At 40.3% G+C, this 21,767-nt stretch carries 13 protein-coding genes; 1 reads left to right on the top strand and 12 read right to left on the bottom strand.

Annotated elements, in window-relative coordinates:
• Positions 1-81: 81 nt before the first annotated feature.
• The 4 genes from rfbB to KHM83_RS07915 all read right to left on the bottom strand — a co-directional run bounded on the left by rfbB (position 82) and on the right by KHM83_RS07915 (position 4,272).
• Positions 82-1,137, bottom strand: coding sequence for a dTDP-glucose 4,6-dehydratase (rfbB, locus tag KHM83_RS07930; RefSeq protein ID WP_213236460.1), 1,056 nt, complete (start codon positions 1,135-1,137; stop codon positions 82-84).
• Between the two features lie 12 nt (positions 1,138-1,149).
• Positions 1,150-1,707: a dTDP-4-dehydrorhamnose 3,5-epimerase gene (gene rfbC, locus KHM83_RS07925; RefSeq protein ID WP_213236459.1), complete on the bottom strand. Its 558-nt coding sequence runs from the start codon at positions 1,705-1,707 to the stop codon at positions 1,150-1,152.
• A gap of 309 nt (positions 1,708-2,016) precedes the next feature.
• Positions 2,017-3,417, bottom strand: coding sequence for an undecaprenyl-phosphate glucose phosphotransferase (locus tag KHM83_RS07920; RefSeq protein WP_213236458.1), 1,401 nt, complete (start codon positions 3,415-3,417; stop codon positions 2,017-2,019).
• Positions 3,418-4,272 carry a glycosyltransferase family 2 protein gene (locus KHM83_RS07915; protein ID WP_213236457.1) on the bottom strand — a complete coding sequence of 285 codons (855 nt, stop codon included), beginning with the start codon at positions 4,270-4,272 and terminating at the stop codon, positions 3,418-3,420. It lies immediately after the preceding gene.
• A 226-nt stretch (positions 4,273-4,498) separates the two neighbouring features.
• Between KHM83_RS07915 and KHM83_RS07910 the strand changes: the two genes are divergently transcribed.
• Positions 4,499-6,310, top strand: coding sequence for an O-antigen ligase family protein (locus KHM83_RS07910; protein ID WP_213236456.1), 1,812 nt, complete (start codon positions 4,499-4,501; stop codon positions 6,308-6,310).
• Positions 6,311-6,559: 249 nt separating this feature from the next.
• Here the strand turns inward: KHM83_RS07910 and KHM83_RS07905 are convergent, their stop codons facing one another.
• The 8 genes from KHM83_RS07905 to KHM83_RS07870 form a co-directional block, all read right to left on the bottom strand.
• Positions 6,560-7,711, bottom strand: a complete 1,152-nt coding sequence (locus KHM83_RS07905) for a TolC family protein (protein WP_213236455.1) — start codon at positions 7,709-7,711, stop codon at positions 6,560-6,562.
• A gap of 12 nt (positions 7,712-7,723) precedes the next feature.
• A complete protein-coding gene (locus tag KHM83_RS07900; RefSeq protein ID WP_213236454.1) occupies positions 7,724-8,875 on the bottom strand; it encodes a TolC family protein in 1,152 nt (383 codons plus the stop codon).
• 180 nt (positions 8,876-9,055) lie between these two features.
• A complete protein-coding gene (locus KHM83_RS07895; RefSeq protein WP_213236453.1) occupies positions 9,056-11,983 on the bottom strand; it encodes an S-layer homology domain-containing protein in 2,928 nt (975 codons plus the stop codon).
• A 363-nt stretch (positions 11,984-12,346) separates the two neighbouring features.
• The gene (locus tag KHM83_RS07890; RefSeq protein ID WP_213236452.1) at positions 12,347-13,969 is read right to left on the bottom strand and encodes a S41 family peptidase; all 1,623 of its coding nucleotides are present in this window, start codon (positions 13,967-13,969) and stop codon (positions 12,347-12,349) included.
• A gap of 164 nt (positions 13,970-14,133) precedes the next feature.
• Positions 14,134-15,195 carry a magnesium/cobalt transporter CorA gene (gene corA / locus KHM83_RS07885; protein ID WP_213236451.1) on the bottom strand — a complete coding sequence of 354 codons (1,062 nt, stop codon included), beginning with the start codon at positions 15,193-15,195 and terminating at the stop codon, positions 14,134-14,136.
• A 134-nt stretch (positions 15,196-15,329) separates the two neighbouring features.
• Positions 15,330-16,604, bottom strand: a complete 1,275-nt coding sequence (locus KHM83_RS07880; RefSeq protein WP_213236450.1) for a methyl-accepting chemotaxis protein — start codon at positions 16,602-16,604, stop codon at positions 15,330-15,332.
• A gap of 456 nt (positions 16,605-17,060) precedes the next feature.
• On the bottom strand, positions 17,061-18,554 hold the full coding sequence (locus KHM83_RS07875) for an S-layer homology domain-containing protein (RefSeq protein WP_213236449.1): 1,494 nt from the start codon (positions 18,552-18,554) through the stop codon (positions 17,061-17,063).
• 169 nt (positions 18,555-18,723) lie between these two features.
• Complete coding sequence (locus tag KHM83_RS07870) at positions 18,724-21,765, bottom strand: S-layer homology domain-containing protein (protein WP_213236448.1); 3,042 nt, start codon at positions 21,763-21,765, stop codon at positions 18,724-18,726.
• Between the last annotated feature and the right edge of the window lie 2 nt (positions 21,766-21,767).

Below are 21,767 nucleotides of genomic sequence, written 5' to 3'. Positions count from 1 at the left end.
ACCTCCATAATTGAATGTATATACTCACTTTTATCTAAATAAAAAGAACATTTGAAGTGCTATTCGATATTATTTAAATAATTATAATCGCTTTGAATACATAGTATTGTAATAAACCATATATTCCATATTAATCACTCTATTTAACCACTCACTTTGATCAAGGTACCAATGAATGGTTTCTTTAATACCCTGTTCGAATGTATATTTAGGAGACCATCCGAGCTCAGTCGTTATCTTAGTATTATCAATTGCATACCGACGATCATGCCCAAGTCGATCATTGACGTACTGAATTAAAGATTCGTTTTTGTCGAGAGCGTTAATAATCAGTTTAACAATTTCGATATTTGCCTTTTCATTGTTTCCGCCTACATTGTAAATCTCGCCGTTTTTTCCATGTTCCAACACAGTTTCAATGGCTTCACAGTGATCCAATACATGTAGCCAATCTCTAATTTGCATTCCATCTCCATAGACAGGGAGTGGTCTATCATTTAAACAATTGTTTATCATAAGAGGAATCAATTTTTCTGGAAATTGATATGGTCCATAATTATTAGAACAGCGCGTAATATTAATAGGCATTTTAAAAGTTTCATTATATGCTCTGACAATCAGATCCGCAGAAGCTTTTGAAGCTGAATAAGGACTATTTGGTGATAAAGGTGTACTTTCTGTAAACATTCCTGTTTTTCCTAAAGCACCATACACCTCATCTGTTGAAACCTGAAGATATTTAACCCCATCTCTGTAAATAGGATAACCGTTTTTATCAATTCCGGTTTGCCAAAATTTCTTTGCTATATTCAATAATACTTGAGTCCCTAAGACATTTGTCATCACAAATATTTCTGGATTTTTAATACTTCTATCTACATGGCTTTCTGCAGCAAAGTTAACTACATAGTCAAATTGTTCTTCTTCAAATAAAGCTTCAACAAGTACATCATCATTTATAGACCCTTTTACAAATCGGTAATGATCATTATTTTCAATCTCTTTTAAATTTTCAAGATTCCCCGCATAAGTAAGAGCATCCAAATTAACAATTCTAAATAATTGCTTTTTCACTAGGAGCGAAATAAAATTTGATCCTATAAATCCTGCTCCCCCTGTTACTAATATAGATTTCATAAGCAATCTCTCCTAAAAGTTAGTTTTAAAGTTTGAAAATGATTTTAAACATTTGTCTTTCTCAGACAACAAGAGATTTTCTCCCTCTGAAATAGGCCATTCAATCCCCAAATCATTATCATTATACAGAATTCCTGAATCACTATACGGATCATATGGTGTCGTACATTTGTAAGTAAAAACCGCCTCATCGGAGAGTACTAAAAATCCATGCGCGAACCCCGGCGGGATATAAAACATTTTCTTATTGGTACCACTCAGAACAACTGCTGCCCATTTTCCGTATGTTACAGAATTTCCCCTAAGGTCAACTGCAACATCATAAACCTCTCCAGTAACTACTCTAACTAACTTCCCTTGAGGGTTATTTGTCTGAAAATGAAGCCCTCGAAGAACACCTTTTTTAGACATAGATTCATTATCCTGCACAAATTTTGTTGGCAGCCCATGCTTTTTAAATTCATTGGTATTGTAAGCTTCTAAAAAATACCCTCTGTCATCACCAAATATTGTTGGTTCTATGATCACTAACCCTGCAAGCCCTGTATTCGTCACACAAATTTCAGCCATTACTCCTCCTGATTATTACCATATTATAAGATATCTGAAAGTTCTTATTGCAATATCACAATAACTCTTTTTAAATTATTATAATTATGAAGCAAATTTATACTTGCAATTTATACTCTTCATATGTACAAGCCTTAGGTAAAGTCATCGCACTATCATACAAGTAGTATATAAAAAGTATTTTTAACAAACAATACATGCCATACCATTATACCATATCATTACAACTTGACTGCAGAACATTGCAACTTTAACAAAGATACCTTTGCTTTGCAATTATTTAAAGATTATTATCGTAAATCTTATAAATTAGTACGCATTCCGATTAATAAACCCACACCAAAATGTTCTCAAAAAAATACTGATATCCATGCCAAACGTCCAGTTCTCAATATAGTATATATCATGTTCTATTCGCTTTTCAATCGAAGTATCTCCGCGCCAGCCATTTACCTGTGCCCAGCCGGTGAGTCCCGGCCTTACGTGATGCTTAACCATATACTTCGGAATTTTATCCTTGAACTGTTCAACAAAAAAAGGGCGTTCCGGTCTCGGTCCTATGATTGACATTTCTCCTTTTAACACATTAATAAACTGCGGCAGTTCATCCAAGCTTGTTTTTCTGATAAAATTACCAAATAAGGTTTTGCGTGGGTCATTTTTTGTCGTCCACTTATCTTTTTCTTCTTCATCACTCTGAACACGCATACTTCTAAATTTGTACATTTGGAATGCTTTTCGATTGATGCCAATCCGCTCTTGTTTAAAAATAACAGGACCTGGCGACGATAATTTAACGCCAATCGCTATCGCTATAAATAATGGCGAGAAAATTGCAATAACCAGCAAAGATACGACCACATCAAATGTTCTTTTAACAAGTGCATTCAGTGGCTCATCAAGCGGAATATGACGGATATTAATTAACGGAATTTCTTCTAAATTATCAAAATATGGTTTTGCAGGAAGAATACTCTGGTATGCCGGAATGATCTGCGCTTTCACACCGTTATACTCACATGTATTAATCAGTCTGGCAACTTTATTATAAGCCTCTATTGGCAATGCGATAATGAGTTCATCAATTTGAAATGCTGTTAATATTTCACTCAGTTGATCAACCTTTCCGAGCAATGGATACCCTAAATGTTCTGGTGCATTATCTATATCATCTAAATAACCAACGATTGTATAGCCTAACTGAGGATTTGCTTTAATCTTTTCTGTAAAGTTTAGTCCCAATTCACCAGTGCCCACAATGATGATATGTTTTTGATTATAGCCTTTTTTTCGCAGCCATCTGAGACTATACCGAATGGCACCTCTTTGAATTACCATCAAACCAAAAACAAAGATCGTAAAAATCAAAAGTACGGAACGGGAATAATGAATTTCTTTATTAATGAATAAAAGTGCGAGTACTGACACCGTACTGATGATAATCGAACGTGTAATCCCGATAATTTCGCGGTAAAAACGATCGCGCCGCTGCGGCTTATAAAGCCCGTGCAGCAAAAATGATGCTAAGTATACTGGCACCAGTACAACTAAGTATTCAATATAGTTATAAAATGAGAGATGCTGAACGCTATCATCTTGGAGGAGTACATTAAATCGCAAGAAATAGGCCAAGATTAATGCAATTACAACTGAAAATATATCCAAAATATATTGAAGTGCATTTAGATATTTTTGGTTGTTTTTAATCATTTATGTTCTCCTAAAAAACCATTTCAAAGCGGCAAACAGAAACATTACCGCAATACCCACACCAACTAAAACCGTTGTACCAAGGCCATATGTATGTACATAATGCTTTTTGTAAAAGAGCCACATCGCCCGATAAAATTCATAAGTCACTTTTAATGATCTACCGCTGCCGCCTTTAAAATGAACAGCACGCGCTTCAGGGTAATAGACAATATCATAACCGGTTGAATGGGCACGATAGCAATAATCCAAATCCTCGCCGTACATGAAAAAAGATTCATCAAGCAATCCAACTTTTTGAATCACATCTTTTGGTATGAGCATAAACGCACCCACTACCGCATCTACAATTGCCGTTTCTTCTTCATTAATAAACGATTGTGTGTAATGTCCGTACTTCTTTGATTCTGGATATTTTTTATGAAGCTTCATAAAATAATACAATGATGACATTGGCGTCGGGAAGCCACGCTTGCACGTATGATCTAATACACCATTTGGCAGTACAAGTCTTATGCCCAATATACCGGTGTTACGATTCTTTATAATGTACTGAAGTGCCTTTTCCAACGCATCAGGTGCCAAAGCGATATCCGAATTAAGCAGCAGAATATATTCGCCTTTTGCCTTTCGAATACCAATGTTATTCGCTTTTGCAAAACCATCATTTTGATCATTCTCAATGAAGTCTACTTCTGGGAATTCACTTCTTAACTGCGCAACACTGCCATCGTTGGAAGCATTATCAACTACAATGATTTCATATGTGCTACTTAGCTTCGAATTTTGAATAGACCGTATTGTTTCAGAGGTCATTTTTAATGTTTTATAGTGAACGATGATAATACTTAACATAACACTTTTTATGCCCCTTGAATTAATCAGAATTTCACTTAAACATTATACTATATTTAGGCATGATTGATAACCTTCGTAAGCAAATTGAAACATTGAAATAACACAGAGAAGCAATAATTGTGATAAATCATATTACGTTATCACCAATTTAAGGACATAAGATTGAATTCCATTGACGATTATCATAGAATAGTATTGATACTATGATGAGGAGACAGATACCATGGGAAAAAAGCATAAACCGCAAAAAGCGTTTCAACTAGATACACATTTAGATACTTACGCATTCTGGCTAATAGCGATTACCATCGGCCTTATTCCGTTGCTAATTCGCATTGTTCCTGTTGAATTTTCAACGACAGATTTCGTCTGGGATACAGGCCAGACGCTCACTTATGATACGTATTCCTACATAAAGGCAAATGCTATCAAGATCGTAGGTATTCTTAGCTGTATCCTGTTGGGGTTGAAATTGTTTTATAAACAAGTTAAATCATTTAGGGATATCATACCACTCACAATGCTGGTCAGTATGGTTATCGTTATCTTTGCGACGCTTAGCGCATTTAATACAACGGTTGCTTTTAACGGCTTTATTGAGCGTTATGAGGGCATGTGGGTTTTGCTCAGTTATGGCGTTATTTTTTTACTTGCCTACAGTGTGCAGTGGGAGCAGAAACGGATCAACACACTTTTTAATGTCTTTTGGGTTACCAATATTATTCTTTCTCTCATTGGTTTAGGGCAAGCCTTTGGCCATGACATTTTCCTGAGCGAAGCACTACGACCACTGCTTACCTCTTTTAAAATCGATCAGCAAATTGCCATGGTGAAAACTTATGGTGATACAAATTTTGTTTCGCAAACGCTCTACCATTATAATTATGTCGGCTTTTTTATCACGCTAAGCTTTCCTGTGTTCCTATCCATGGCACTTTATCAAAAATCATTAAAATTACGCATTATGTATGCATTGACAGCTTTACTGATCCTGTTTAACCTATTTGCTTCAACTGCGCGTGGCGGTATGGTGGGACTGATTGTTGGTATGGTAGTCTTTCTAATTTTCAACCGAAATCTGATCATTAAGAACAGTAAAGCAGTTGCAATACTGTTAATCGTTGGAATCATGTGTTTTGGTGCTGTTGAGGCTTTCTCTGGAGGCTTAGTCAGCAGTCGTATTAAGCAAATATTCGCCTCTAATGATACAGCTTATCAGCTTCAAGGCATCGCGATTGATGACGACATCATCAAAGTCAGTGTTACTGGCGGCGAACTGGATATCATCGTTCGCTCCCAGACAGAAAACAGCTGGGATTTTGATTTTACCTTCAATGGCGAGCCAATCAAGTACGGCGGCATTAACGATGAAAGTAAAATGTATTTTGACCAGCCTGAACTTCATGATATGTTTGTTTTTTATACGGTTTATGATGATGGACAGTATCATTTAACCTTACAGGCCGAAAATGTCATGTGGCCGTTTAATTACATTGATGGCAAGCTCATGTACCGTAATGCGTATGGCAACTATGAAGCCCTTAATGACGTCGATTCTGCAGCTTTCTTAGCTGGCCATGAAAACCTCGGTTCAGCCAGAGGGTATATCTGGTCACGTGCATTGCCGCTCATTAGCGATCATGCACTTTTAGGATACGGCCCGGATAATTTTGCACTCATTTTTCCACAGAATGATTATATTGGTAAACTACATGTCTATCAAACAACAAATATGGTAGTCGACAAAGCCCATAATCTTTACTTGCAAATTACACTATCGACCGGTATTCTCTCGTTAATATGTTTCTTGGTCTTAATTGTCGTTTTATTGGTAAGATGGTTTAAGCGATTATACCAAAATGCATTTGTTTTTTCAGATGTTTATGAATCGGCTCTAATGGTTGCGATGGCATCCTATTTCACCGCGGCACTTTTCAATGATTCTACTGTTCATGTTTCCCCTGTGTTCTGGGTATTCTTTGGGATCATCTTATCTTATCTTAAATCTAAGACAGGAGCTGCAAATCCAAAATAGAGGCATTATTCCTATAGTTCCTTATTCATGAATATAAAATGCTCACCAATTACACTTTCTTACTGATTTTCACTGAGCAGTCTAGGCCTCTATGCCCAACGTAAAAGTCACTTTATACAGAAAGAAATAAACCGACAGACACTTCAAAAAGAAAAAACAGTTGAAATATTTGTCGGTTTTTATCTGTCTTAAATTTTTCAAAATAGAAATCTATGGATAGATAATATTTATTGACTGAAATTTGAGGTCTTACTCTGTCACTTCGTACGTACCGATTGTCTTTTGAAATTCAAGGTCTTGTGTATAAAGATCATTGATTGAAGTCATGTATATGTTGTACATATTGGTAACATTGTTCTTAGCATCTTGGAGCTCATAAGCTGTTACAAGACCTAAATCACTTTTAACAGTTGCCGTATTAAACTGACGGACAGCGCTGTCATAGTTAAGTTTATTGATATTAACAGATAGTTCCGTATTTTTAAGGCTGTTAAATGCAATTCTCAGATTGATAATTTCGCTTTTGAGTGCTTCATCATAATCATCCTGTAAGTCTTCAATATCATCTTTTGTCGTTGAATACTCCGATGATTTTCCATAAATATACGTTGTGGAGCCCTTAAACGAAACCGATTTGGTATCGAGTACATTGTCTTCAATTAGTTCAAGCTTCAATTCCTTTTCAGCAAGATCCTCTTTTAAATCCAAAAGCGTCTGATCAAATATTTCGATATTCTTCGTCAAGGTTGTAATATTATAATCTACAGTTGTTTTAACATCCATTACCGTCGTTAATCTAAAGAGCGTATCAATAGGATAGCCAATCATCTGATTAAACGAAATTTGTGCCTGTTCTAACGCATTTTCATTCATTTGAACATTGAGTTCGGCTTGAAGCAATGAAACATTAAAAGCTTCTAGGTCGGAAGATGTAATAAGCCCCAGCTCATGCTCCTTAGTCTTATTATTATAGGTCGTTTGCGCCTGTTCTAAATCAGCCTGGCTTGTTTCCAGATTATCTACCGTTTGTAAATAATCAATATAACGACTTGTTACATCAATCTTTAAATCTTTCAAAGCATTTTCTTTATCTCGTTTTGCAGCAGCCAATGCATTTTCTGCCAACGGAATATCATACTTATCCGCAAATACAAGTGTCATGTATTCATCGGCGTCTTTGTAAGACCACTCGATATCTTCCTTTGCACCCTTTGCATCTTGAAGTTCGTCTTCTGCAATTTCAATGTTATCATCAGCTGTTTTGATGTCAATACTATTCTCAATCGCTAAATTATATACTTCGTCTAATGTGAGCAATGGATCAATTATGGTCGTATCTGCAAATGCAAATGACGAATACAGCATTCCTATCATCAATGTTGTTATTAAATATTTTTTCATGCTTACCTCCATCTATTCCAAAACAGTCGATTGATTAATTGTCTCAACCGCTAGGTATACCGTTCTAATTTGATCCTTTAATGCTTCAAGACTCGCTGATGTCGCATAATTCACGAGATCTAAATCAGTCTTTTTAATCAAGCCCTGTTCATAAGATATCTTTGTTTGATTTTGTGAAGCCAGCTGTATTTCATAATTTTTTTGGCTGATTGCTAAATTCTTCTGAGCATTAATGACCTCATTATAAGCCGCTAATACATCTTGATGCGCGGCTACCTTAACAGCATCATAAGCCGCTTCAGCCTGATCCACAGCCATCTGCGCTCTTAGCTTGTTCGTCAGATCATATAAACCGCGCATATTTAAGTCATAAGTTGTGTAAGCCGCATCAAGTGCATATTTTGCACTTTTAATATCATTGCGATTTTCTAATGCTAAATTCTCATAATAATCAAGTGTTTCAATGTTTGTATCTGGACTTAAATAATCATCTTTTAATGTCAGGGTATCATCGACGTTTAGTCCAAGTAACTCTTTGAATTGAAGCTCCAAGCTCTGCTGAGAGTAATATGTTTGACTTGCACTATACAACGATTTCAGGTAACTCTCCTTGGCGTCTAAGTATTCATTCTCCGAAAGAAGCCCTAAATCATGCTGTGTCTCAGCATCTTTGTAAAGCTTTAACTGAATATCAACATAATCATTCTGCAACACTAGCATTTCATTTAAGTAAATGAGTTTTGTCATTAGCTGATCTACACCTGCTTCTAATTGCAGATCAAATGTATCAACAGTATCTTTTAAAGCCTTGTATTGCGCGTTAACACTTTCATACTGGATTTGCATACTGTAAAAATAATTGTATTTTTCTACTGCCGTATAATAGTACTTATCGGAAATTGGAATATTATTCGCATTCATCATGTCAACCATGGAATCGTAGTTTGATTTCCCATCTTTCTGCTGCTTAGCATAGTTATGAAGCGTTGCAACTTGTCCATTTAATGTCTTCAGCGAATCATTTAAATCTTCCTTTGCATTGCTGCTCTCTATTGCCCTCGTCACTGCCGTGTCACGATCTAACGTCACATTATCTGCAAACACAGCAAAATTCTGAAAAAGCAATAGCAGCATTATCATCAGTATCGAAACTTTTCTCTTCATGTGCTACATTCCTTTCCTCGTTTCTCATTCTCTTATCATTTTACCCTACTTTCGTTACTGAAACATTAAAAGATTATTATTTTTTTCTTAATCTAAGCTTTTATATTTATCGAATCAAAAAGGGTTCACAGAAAATCTGTGAACCCCAGTCGATTACTCTTTTACACTATGAACAATAAATTATTCGTTAGTATATTTGTAAACTTCTGTTTCTAATGTTGTAATAAGATCCGTTGAATCTGACAGTGCAGAACCATCTGGTTTTGTAGCAATACTATCTACATTATCAGAAATTGAACCATTCAAGCTGATTGTAGTACCTTCACTAGCATTACCATCAGAAGAATCAAGAACGATTACAATTTTCTTGCTTGTTGGATCTAAACCAACACTTGTAATTTCATCTGCATCAAAACCTGAAACATCAAACATACCTTTTGCGATATATGAAGAGTCAAGCGTTTCAGTGAATGTCATCACGATAACATCAGTATTAGCATTGGCAGACATAACACCTGTTGTATAGTTATAAGCCATACCAGTAGTTAACTGTACATCATCATCTTCATCTGTGCCTGCTAAGATAGCAAGTGCAGGCGCACAAGAGTCGACGACTTTAAGGTTAGCGGCAGATGCACCATACAATTTAATGTAGTTGCCATAATCATTTGTTGATTCTAACGGCTCTGTCGCAGTGCCTGCTGCTGTTCTGTAATACGCATTAGTTGCATCAGAAGCAAATTCATCAGGGAATACATAAGTTGCAACTGTAAAACCATCATCATCTAAATCTGTATCAATTGATTCTGGATCAATTGCTGTAGTGCTAGCTGCTGAAGCAAAGAACATGATGTCAGCCGCTTCAAATGTTGTTAATTCTTGATCAAATGATACTTCAATTGTATCAACATCAGTTAACTCAACTGAAGTGATTTTAACCGTATCACCATTGCTGTACTTAAGTGTTTTTGCTCCTGAAGAAAGCGCTGCAGAGTAATTGCCAGCTTCATCAGCAACACGTGCTACTTCAATTTTGTCTGCGTCAGCAGTACTAAGTGCAAACTTAGCATCTTTTGAATTGAATGTAATTTCAACTGCTTTGCCATCTGAAACAACATCAATTTCTGCATCGCTGATATCATCAACAATATAATCTTTACCGCCAGAAGTAATGACATATTTCGTCATATCTTCGATTGAGTATTCACCATCAGTTGCCATTGATTCAGGGAAGTTGACTCTAACAACGTAATCATAGATTGGCGCTGCAACTGTACCAACATTTGTTTGATAGAATTGTGCAGTAATACCTGTGATCACTGGAGCAGTTAAATCCGTTACTGTGAAACCAACAGAAGTTGCTTCAATTTCATTTTCAGCTAAATCTTCTAAGTCTTCAATAACGAGTGTATAATCGCCGCCATCTAAATCATCAGCAAAGATCAGTGTAATCTCATCTGTATCTGTTAATTTAGCTGAAGAAAGTTTTGTTGAAATTTCATCACCGTCAGAATCAAGAACAGTAAAGTCTGATTTGTCGATAGAGTTTTTATCAATATCTTCAGAGAAAGTTAAAATAAGTGTATCTTCCTCGTCTACATCAACATCATCAAGTTTAGGTGCTGTTGTATCAACAGTTACTTCAACTTTAATCATTTGTTGATCATTTTTGTTTTTCCAAAGGTCTCTAACAGAGTCTTCTAAAACATAAACGTATGCAGTTCCTTCTGGTAACTCATTTGTTGTAAAGTCCATTGTCAATTCATTACCGTCAATGTCAGCTGCAACAACCGGGCCATTAACAGGATTGTTTGAATTTGTATGGTAGTAGTTTCCTGCAGTACCATCAACTAATTCTACGTCTTCAGACCAGATTAATGTAATACCATTCAGGTCAGCATCCGTATAACCTACAACTGTAGGTGCTGTTGAATCTTCCACAACATCTAAAGTGAACGATTTACCAATTACAGTAAAACCAGCATAATCTTTTGCATCTGTTTTTACTTCAAATGGCAATTCACCAGTAGTTAATGAAGTATAGAGCTCAACTAACCACTCAGTGTTGTTCTTTTGACCAGTAACATCTTTAATGTAGTATTTGCCGTCTTTCGCTTCAAATGAACCTTTGTCAACATTAGCTGGATCCATTGGTTCAGAGAAAGTTACTTTAATTGTGCTTACGCCAACAACTTCAACATCTTCGATTGTAGGAAGGTCTTGGTCTAACCAAGTTACATCTACATCTGTATCATCAATTTCAACGCTTTCATCTTCTGTAAGAACGTTAGAAATTGTGAGTGTGTCTTTGTCTTGTTGACCCATTGCAGTAATTGTTGTACCAGTACCTAATGTAAGGATAACTGTTTCGCCATCTTCTTGGAGTGCTGCATCGATAACATCTTGTGTATCGTTGTCATCCCAATCATAATTGTCAGTATCTTCAGCAGTATCTTCATCAACTGGTTGATTGAAGACAACCTCAACTTGTACTAAGTTATTAGCTTTAACAGATACAACTTCCAAGTCTGTAGGTGCAACTACTGGAGGTTCGATTTTGCCTAATGAAACACCGAGTGCAACGTCAGAACCTTTAACAGGTGTATTGACAGTTGACCAAACTGATTCAAAAGCTTCGCCTCTTGTTAATTCTGTAGATGCAGGAACTTCAATGCCCATTGTTGCAGCATAGTCGATTGCTTCTGCAAAATCATAGTCACCTTGGTAACCTAATGCGTTTAATACAAACGCCGCTAATTCGTTTCCAGATACAACGCCTTCTGGTTTGTAAGTGCCGTCTGGGTAACCGCCGAACCAGCCAGCAGCTTGACCATAAGCAATGTAGCTCTTAGCCCAGTGATCGTTTACATCTGAGAAATTTGCTGGAACTGCATAGCTCGCAGCAGCTTCTTTAACGCCAAACAATTCTGATAATACGACTGCCATTTCAGCTCTAGTTAATGATTTATCAACCATTAAATCGCCATTGGCACCTGAGATGAATCCGTTTTCGTATAAGCTATCCGCTCCGGTTTCACCTGCCGCAAATGTTGGCATCATGCCTAGTACTAACACTAACGCTAATACTAAAGATAATACTCTTTTCATGTGCGAATTCCTCCCTTAAAATTTTGAGATAGTTTGTTGCTTCTTTTTACAGAAGAGAGTTTTGATCAATAACCCCCTTCTAAGGATTAAAGCACATCCTTAGAACTTAGCACATCCCGTGAGGGTGTATTGCAAAATCCTACAACTGATTATATCATTATTCTTTTCTTTCGGTCAATGAAGGAACCCTCATTGTAATAGAACTGTAAAACAAGCTGTTGCAAACCCTCTAAACATTTTCATGCCTTCGAGCCGACATCAGCCCATTTTCCATCCCAACCACTGCAATGCACTGAAAACACCGCATCACAGTATGCAATGAGCAGTCGACCACCCCGATAAAAAGAACGAATGAGCCCGTTATTATTGCTGCAAATGTGACAATGCCGCTTCAAGCTGCAGGTCACGTCTGCCGTCAAACAGCGAATCCGCTGCCGATTTAATCGCCTCGGCCGTTTCTATCGTCAGAACGCCATTGGCCTTTAGGTTATGCGATTCTTGGAAGCGCTTGAGCGCAGCCTCAGTATTATAACCCAATTTTCCGTCAACTGTCAACGACTCACCCAGCAGATTAAGTCTTTGCTGTGCGCCGTAGACGTTGAGACTGATCTCACCTTTGTGCTTTGCTTTTGTCTCATTCATCGGCACATAACTAAGATACGCCTGATACTCTGCCTCTGACGGCAATTTTATCATAACATCTGGTATTATACCCACGCCGTCAACATGGTAATCATTGTTCAAAACGTATTCGGCTATGGTCAGTTTAATCGCACCGGCATAAGCCATGTCATAAGGCGTCTGCACCGTCCCCTTGCCATAGGTGTTGGTACCGATGACAATACCGCCGCCGGTTTGCTGCAAACTGCCGGCAAATATCTCCGAGGCACTTGCAGAACCTTCATTCACCAGTACGACAACTTCCGCCGGCACTTTTTCACGATTTGCTCTGAAGACTTGTGTTTTGCCGCCGCTGAGTTCTTCCTTTACAATAATTTTGCCTTTTTCAACAAAATAGTCGCTGACGTGGATCGCTGCATTTAAATAGCCGCCCGGATTGTTGCGGACATCAATAATCAATTTGTGTACGTCATTGTTCATCAAGTCTGCCATTGCTTCATCGAATTCGTCATTGGTATTTTCACCAAACTGTGTAATCTCAACATAGCCAATCTGATCCGTGAGCATTTCGTAGGAAACCGTCGAAAGAACAATAACACCGCGAACGATGACGACATCCAGCGTACCGACAGTACCTTCGCGCTCAACGCCAAGCGTCACTGGTGTCCCAGCCTCACCGCGAATAACAGATACCGCTTTTTCCGTGGTCCAGTCCAATGTACTCTCACCGTCTACCGACACAATGAGGTCCCCTGTTTTTAAGCCCGCTTTTTCCGCCGGTGAATCCTTTAGCGGCGCCACCACCTGTATGTACCCCTCAGAACCCGCAGAGATCGAAGCCCCTACACCTGTGAATTCTCCAGAAAGTCCTGTGATAAAATCATCGTATTCATCTTGTGAAAAATACGTGCTATGCTGATCCAAAACATCAAGCATTCCCTTATAGGCACCTTCAATCAGTGTTTCGGAATCAACTTCTTTATAATAGTTCTGCTCTATGTACTCAATCATCTTCTCCATATCCACATCGACTTCGGCAAAACTCATCCCGGACACCGGTAAAATACCTGTCGCTTTAACACTACCCGGTTCTGCCGCTGACAGCATGTAATCTGAGATGAGCATGCTGTCAAGGGATGATGTCATTTTCTCCAGAAGAAAATTGTCTTCCTTTATTAAGTCATTTACACGATGCTGCTGCGGCAGCGTCTCCGAAAATGCCGGTGCAATGGCAATGCCAACCATGAGCAGCGCAAGCAAAATCGCCAATGCCGCCTTGATAATGTCCTTTCGCTTTTGTTTTGCACGTTTTCTCACCTGTTTTTCAAGCTTCTTTGCCTGATCATTTTTTGCTTTTCCACTCATCCTCGGATGCCTCCACTTTCTAATACCATGCCAGATCTCTGTGTCATCAATCTGCAAAATCAATCTTTGAATATCAAATAAAACTTTCCTCATTAATCTTTGAATCAATCATCATAAGTTTTTAATTTAATGAAGCATTTAATAAAACAAATATTTAAAACCATTTAAAACCAGTCTTTCCATTTAAAAAACCCAAGCATCAGGAGCGCAATGCCAATACAGCTGCCAATAAAAATCGGCAACGCATATGGATAATGCAAGCTCGGAAACACTTCAAAATTCATCCCAAAAAAACCCGCTAAAAACGACAGCGGTATAAAAATCGCCGAAAAGAACGTTAGCGTCGTCATAACGCGATTCATGCGATTGCTGACATTGGTCTGATGCATATCAAAGAGGCTCGCCACCACTTCACGGTACATCATAATACGATCCGAAAGGTGTACGGCATGATCAATGACATCTTTAAAATAAGTGCGCGTCATCGGTGATAAAAACACCGTATCCTGTGCAATCAGGCGCGTCAAAGTCTCTTGAAGCGGCATGGCACCGCTCTTTAATATCAACAGCGACTTCCTTAAATGGTACAAAGGCTCTATTTTGCCAATTTCATCTTCAACGATGCTCGCCTCTAAACTGTCAATGTCATTTTGCAGGGTTAACATGGCCTCCATCTGATGATCGACCAGCGCATCCACCAGTGCATAAAACAAATAATCAGCACCTCGCGTGCGAATACGGCCGTTTTCATCTGACAGCCGACCACGAACGCCGTCAAAGACATCACCCGGTTCTTCTTGAAACGTGATGAGCAGCGAAGGCATCAACAGAAAGCTGATGTGTTCATGATTAAAATGATGACGGCTTTCAGCTGCATCATCCGCCATATCTTTCCGCGTATAAATCATCTTGAAAACAGCAAAGAGGTAATTTTCACCTAATTCAATCTTTGTGCGCTGCTCTACATGAACGATATCTTCTAGTATCATGGGATCAATGCCGTAAAAGTCCCCAATTTTGCGAATCGGCTCAAGATCCGAAAGGCCTGTGAGATTTAACCACTTCACACCTTCAACACTTTCAATGTCCTCGATGCGTTCAATATGCTGTTTTACATAGTGATCCGCCGAAAAGGCAATCAGCGTCATCTCCGGTGTCACTTGATGATGGCGCCCCGTGTAGACTAACGTACCCGGCGGAAGATTTTGCTTTGCTGAATCCTTCATTGTCCAAGTCTCCCCAGCATCATGTTTCTATTATACAGCATTCCGGCCAAATAAAAATAACAGACACTTAATTTTAATATGAATCCTAAGAGAAATTCACCTAAGTGTCTGTAATTTATCAATTCTCGCAAATGCTATTGAAGCTTTCGCTTAATGATATCAAGCTGTTCGATAATGCGCTTTGAAACCGTATCCATCTCCACAAGCTTTGCCTCAGCTTCACCAAGATTGCCTTTATTATAGGCGATGATCGCTTCTTTTGCAAATGTGTGAAGTCTCTGATGCGGTACTTCCATCTCATCTAAATGCTGCTGAATAGCAGGAATGCCGCGCCCTGTGTCTGCCACCCATTGACCCAATCGACATACCAAATGATTCCCCACCTGTTCGGGATTGAGCTTTTCATACCCCAAGATCATGTTGTAGACGCGCCAACGCCATATGAGGTGATCGGTGATACAAACTTCAATTTGTGCAGACTGCGGCATCGCCGCCTCAGGCAGCATCTTGATCCGAAGCAGATCCAGACTTCGGCTGATATCATTAAAAGCGCGACCCGTCTTAACGGTTTCACCATTGAGTGTTTTGATTTTTTCATTGACAACCGCTAAACTCGCCGCCATTTCTTCTGATGCCGCCGTCTGATCATCTACGCTCTCATTAATTTGCTTAAAGCTCTCACCCACTTCACCTAACGCACCGGCCATGCTCGTCATCGTACTTCTCGATAAATCCATATTTTGCTTGCCGCCAGTGAAGATGCGCGCGCTTTCCTTAATCACACCATCTGCTGTCTTAATTTCAGCCATCAGGATCTGAACAACATCTTGAATAACATCCACTTGCTCCTTGGTACTGTCTGCCAGTTTCTTAATTTCATCAGCGACGACGGCAAAACCGCGTCCTGCATCGCCTGCGCGCGCAGCTTCTATTGAGGCGTTAAGTGCCAGTAGATTCGTCTGGTCTGCCACACGCTTGATCACCGTTACCATTTGCTCAATTTGAAGCGCCTGTTCCGTTACTTTTTTCATGGCGCCTTCGGCCATTTGAGACTTTTCAAAGGCTTCTGCGATTTCGTCAAACGACTTGCCGATACCTGCCATGCAGTCTGACGACAATTTTAAAGCATCTTCTGTCATTTGACTCGATTGATGAATATACGCTGAAATTTGTGTGCTTGATGTACTGAGTTCTTCCGAACTGGATGCGATGTTTTCAACCATCTCTGTCTGACGGCTGACATCCATCAGCATATCCTTAACATAATCGAGCTGTGTCATGCGCATAAGCAAATCATTGACTTCGAGCAAATACGGCACAAGCTCACTTTGCGTCTCCTTCGGAACTTCTTCATTTCCTTCGACCACTGTTGTCACCGGCATTGCAGATAATTGTTTTCGCTTAAACATAATTGCCTCCCCTTTATTCTTCAAATTCCCCTTTCCCTGTAGACGCTTGTTCTATCTTTTCCTAAGCAGCACATTTTCTATATGTATCGGGCTGCCTTCCCTCAATTGCTGTCGTACTTACGCACATAACCTCTATGCGACTGTCTCCCGTCACCAGGTATTCGCCATTGTACTTAAATATATTTTACATGATTTTGTCGCATTCTGGCGACATTTCGGCCAATATTTCCATGTATACAAAAGCCTGAAACGTGCAATATTGCACGTTTCAGGCTTTTTCACTTTCCACTCTTGCCTGTTTATATACTTTTGTTCAATAAAATCTTTCGAATCGCGGCCACGCCATTCTGACACCGTTAACCACTTAATAAACTTTTTAAAATAATTTTTAAAAAAATCATCATGCCCATCGGGCGGCAAACGCCTAAATCATTCGTATTTCCGCATTGAACACCACTAATTATTCATAATCTTTTCACGGTAATCATAGGTAATGTCATCCTTGATATGCGAGATAAAACCAGAGATCATCGCCGCTGCTTCTGCGCGCGACAAAGGTTTATTCGGATTGAAGTTGCCTTCTGTATCGCCATTGACAAGGCCGATTTCATTGGCAACATAGACATAGTCCTTTGCCCATTCGGAAATGTACGCATCATCTTTAAAAACCGTTTCATACGGTGGTGATGGCGCATTGTACTGAAGACCGAGCGCATTGATCATAATAGCAACTGCCTGTGCACGCGTGACGGTTTCATTTGGCTTAAAGTAACTGTTCTCCCCTGCCATAATCTGGTGTTCCTTAATATATTCCAAATAGTGATAGTCAGGATCATCCGGCAGGACGTCTAGATAAGGCGTATCGACCCCCGGTCTCAAACGCCTGATAACATCTGTCCGCGTTGGCGTCGGCAGCACACCTGCAATGGCATTGACAACGGCCTTGCCGAAATCAATTCTCGAAATCATGGCATCCGGCGCGAAATACTCATTGGATGCATCAAAGACTTCTAAAGAAGTCATCAGAAAAATGGGAATCTCCGCCCAATGACCGCCGATATCGCGCATCTTAGGTGTAATCAGCGCCTTGGACTCGAGTATGACATCATCACTGACGCTGGACTCACCAATGTTTCGGCGCGTACTGTTATAGTCCACGGCACCATTTGTCTGTCGCGGCAGATCATACGCATAATTCAGTACATTTTCCTCACTGGTAATTTTAAAGTAACTCCCTCTAAAGCTAATGCTTTGCGGATCGGTTCCCTGATAGAGAAAATTAACGTATTTCGTCGAAGCCATATTGACGTCAATGCTGCCATTCCACGTACCTTCGTCTGTGGTATGCGTCAGCATCTGATGCACTTTTTGCGTCTCACTGCTCCCCCACTGATGATCGTATCCCACAATGGGATCCGACTCGACGGCAATCGACAGCGTTCCGCTGTTTGTCATGTAGTCACCGTCAAGATAGTAGGTTCGCTCTGCTACCATATTGCCTGAAAAATAGTCGACAGCGGGGGTATTGTCAATGAGGCGGCCTTCCTGATAGGTGTACTTGCCCAGTGTGTATTCCCCACTATCTGTGGTAATGGTTTCATCATAGCTGGTGAGTTCTTTTGAATAGAGCGTCTGATTCACAGTACTGCGCTCGTCCAGCGTCACGCGAAACACAGCCGTTCGCTCCAGCGTTATGCCTGCTGTTAGATTGGCCAACTCATAGGAATAACTCAAATTATACGTCGCCGCATTGGTTGGTACTGTTGGAATCGTCACCGTTCCCTTTAAGAGGACTGGCGCACCCGTTACAAAGCACATCTCCTGATATTCATTTGTGCCATCGAGCAGCACGTCACCGACAACACCGCCGTCCAGCCATGTTACCTGTCCAAAAGCGGCGCCTGCTGTCAGACAGATGACTGCCATTAAGATTAAGAGTCCCTTCTTCATCTATTTCCTCCTATTAATCCAACACTTTCCAATCTTTCACGTACACGCTAACGATTTTATTTCATGCTAACCAATCCGCTTAACCAATCGTCGCATTCTGCTCAATCAGCATCACCTGCGCATTAAAGCTAAGATACCATTAGCATTCAGTCAACAAACCAAGATTCCATCAGCTTTCAATGAAAATGACGAGGGCATCTTCCTTAATCCGCATAATATAAAGGTAGTCACCGGTCTGAACATCGTCGATAGTTTTGACATCATTATTCTTGATAAAAATGGCATCCGTATACTGGATGTAAATATTTGCGCGGTTTGCCGTCCATATGCCGGTGTAATCCGTCCAGTCATGCGAGTCGGTTATTTCAAGGCGATCCCATGTTTCATCATTTGAAACCACCATACCACGCGTCAAGACAGCCCCTTCAAATGTCCCCTCAAGCTCATCGGCGATATCCTCTTCTTCATAAAGGTTATCATCAATGTTCTGATTATCCAGAAGCCCCTGATGCCTTAGATGCATGGCGACTATGGAACTATCCGCTTCATTAACGACCATAAACGCATAGTAACGATCGTATTTAAGACCTTTGGTCGTCGACTTATAGGTACTGTCGACATTGTCCCATTTGGAGTAAGAGCCGTTAAAGAGCTCATACGGTGTAAGGCTCACTTGATCGGCCGGATCCGTGACATCGACAACGCTGGAACTGGTGTAGAGTTTATAAGAGCCCGATTCCGTCTTATCCACATCATTCAAGAAGTTATTGGTATAGCCTGCATAATTTCTAAAAGTAACCGTACTGCGATTCACATCTTCAACAGCGCCAATTCGAATACTGTCAAAAATATCGTCATATGGTGTGACAACTTTTACGATCATCGCATTTTGCGCATAGGATCCCATTGGACTTTCCGAAACCACAAACACGCTGTCACGTGATGCAATCTTGCTGCTCGGCACCACGAGGCCGTCTTTAATAACAATTGTCGCACCAGTAATGGAAAAGTTCTCTTTCGTTGCGATATCAAATTTTCCCGTGGTGTGATCGACATTGCTGACCATACTGGTGTACATCATTTCGCCGCCGGTCTTAATGCTCATTTTCACAATGGTCGATTGACCGTAGACGCTCTTCACCACGGCATAGGCCGTATAACTCGTATAGGAACGCTCAACTTCATTCATTGGCACGAGTCTGTTGCCAACATAGACATCCGTTGAATCATCGTATTTCAGTGTGAGATTGTAATCGTCTGTCGGTTCCCACTCGCTGTTGTTAATGTACTGCGGCTTTGACACGCCGTCATTGCCGATAAACTGAATTTCATTGCGCGCTTCATTGACGTTTTTAATCTTGCCTTTATAAATAACCTGGAACAATACTTCAGGTGCTTCGATTTCGAGTTTTGTCGCATCCGTTGAATAAATATCATCATAATAAACCTTAACATCGTTGCCGACTTTAAGTGCACTGAAACTGACTGCATTGCCGTCTTTGGTAATCAATGTATCGCCACCGATGTCTACCACTTCCGTACTGCCGTTGGAAAGCGTGATAATAAAGCTATTCATATAGAGCGCGCTAACCTTCCCAATTCGCATTTTGCCATATTGAGGGATGTAACCCGGTTCGCCGCTGTAGGATTCGGCGGATGCCCTGACGACATAACCGTTGGCAACATCCATGGTGACATTCATGCCATAGACAAAATTGGTGAGATCTGTATAGCGTCCGTTGATCGTCAAGTCTGCATACGGCGCCAAAGGATAAGTATAAAGCTTGTCATCGTACCCGTAAACCGTTATTTGCGCCGGCGACGTTTCCGTCAGCTCAGAAACTTCCCTTACAGAACCGGAAATCGTCGTCGCATCAATAGGCTGTACTTTAATATAAATGACTTCCCGATTTTCATTGACGAGGTACTCGACATTGTCGCCAACTGCTAAAAGCTTCACGCCGCCAATCTGACCGTCTTTATACGTAATAATATCGTCGCGAAGTCCCGTATAGAGGTCTTCATCGACTTGGATATCAAAGGTATCACCGGTGACATCGACCATTCGATAAATATCCGTAATAATGGAAGAGCCCAGGTTGTAACTGTTTTCCGTCTTCATTTCAGAAACCGTGCCATAGTGGAACGTGGCATAGACATCTGCCAGTGTATTGGCATTTATTTTTTCCAAAATCAGATCGTCATCCATAACCTGTACGTATTTAACCGCGTCGCCGTCTATGACGTACTCAATTTCATCGCCTACGGCAAGCGCACGCTGATCGGATACATAGCCGTCTTTATAAACGACAAAATTATTTTGTCGATTGCCGGCCGAATGATCCTCTGCAATCAGTCGCGTCACTGTACCATCTGTATTTTTAACCGTGTACGTATGGCTCGTCACGGTATCGCCATCATTGTAAACCGTTGCTTCCTCTGCACCGATCACGAGGCCGAATCCGCTGTTGAGACCTCGCGCCGCATATTGCGTTGCCAGTGCCGCTTTAGAAATATTGGCCATTTCACTGCGCGTTACATTATCTTTCGGGCCAAAACTGCCGTCATTTTTAACTGAGACAATGCCGTTGTTCACCATAGCTTCTACTAAGCTACGATACGTCGGATTCACATATTGCCAGTCATTAAAACTGAAAACCGCCTCTTGGGCAAAGACAGGTGCCTGCCCTGTTGCACGCGCTGTCCACACGGTCAGCTGTTCTTTCGATACAGGATTGTTGAGGCCGACATTTTCCGTTGCCGTGATAATCCCAGATGCCGTTGCCTGATTGAGATATGCCTGATTCATCAGCAGCGCCACCTGCGAAACAGAAGAACTGCTGCCCACCTGCGCGTAGACATTTTGCATCACGGCATTTTCGTTGCCCATCAACCGTACGAGAAAACCCAGCGCCTCATATCCCGTTACATGATCTGCCGGATAATACTTTCGATCACCGTGCTGATTGGCAACGCCAAGCGCCGCCATTCTGACAATTGCTTCTTCATAAGGGTCTGAGCCAATATCCGTAAAGTTGGCATTGATCATAAGTTCAAGGCCGTTCGCATAACCCGTGTAATCTGTTGCGTCAGCCATATCCGTTTTCATCGCTGTAAAAACAGGCACTTGGCTGTCAAAGCTCGTCGCTGCAAAACTCGAAAGAGGATTCACCAATGCAATGAGTGTAATGATTGAAATAAGACGTTTCATAG

Source organism: Fusibacter paucivorans (assembly GCF_018390735.1).
GTDB classification, from domain to species: domain Bacteria; phylum Bacillota; class Clostridia; order Peptostreptococcales; family Acidaminobacteraceae; genus Fusibacter; species Fusibacter paucivorans.
Note: the sequence above shows the minus strand (reverse complement) of the source record. Positions and strands in the feature narration are given on the sequence as shown.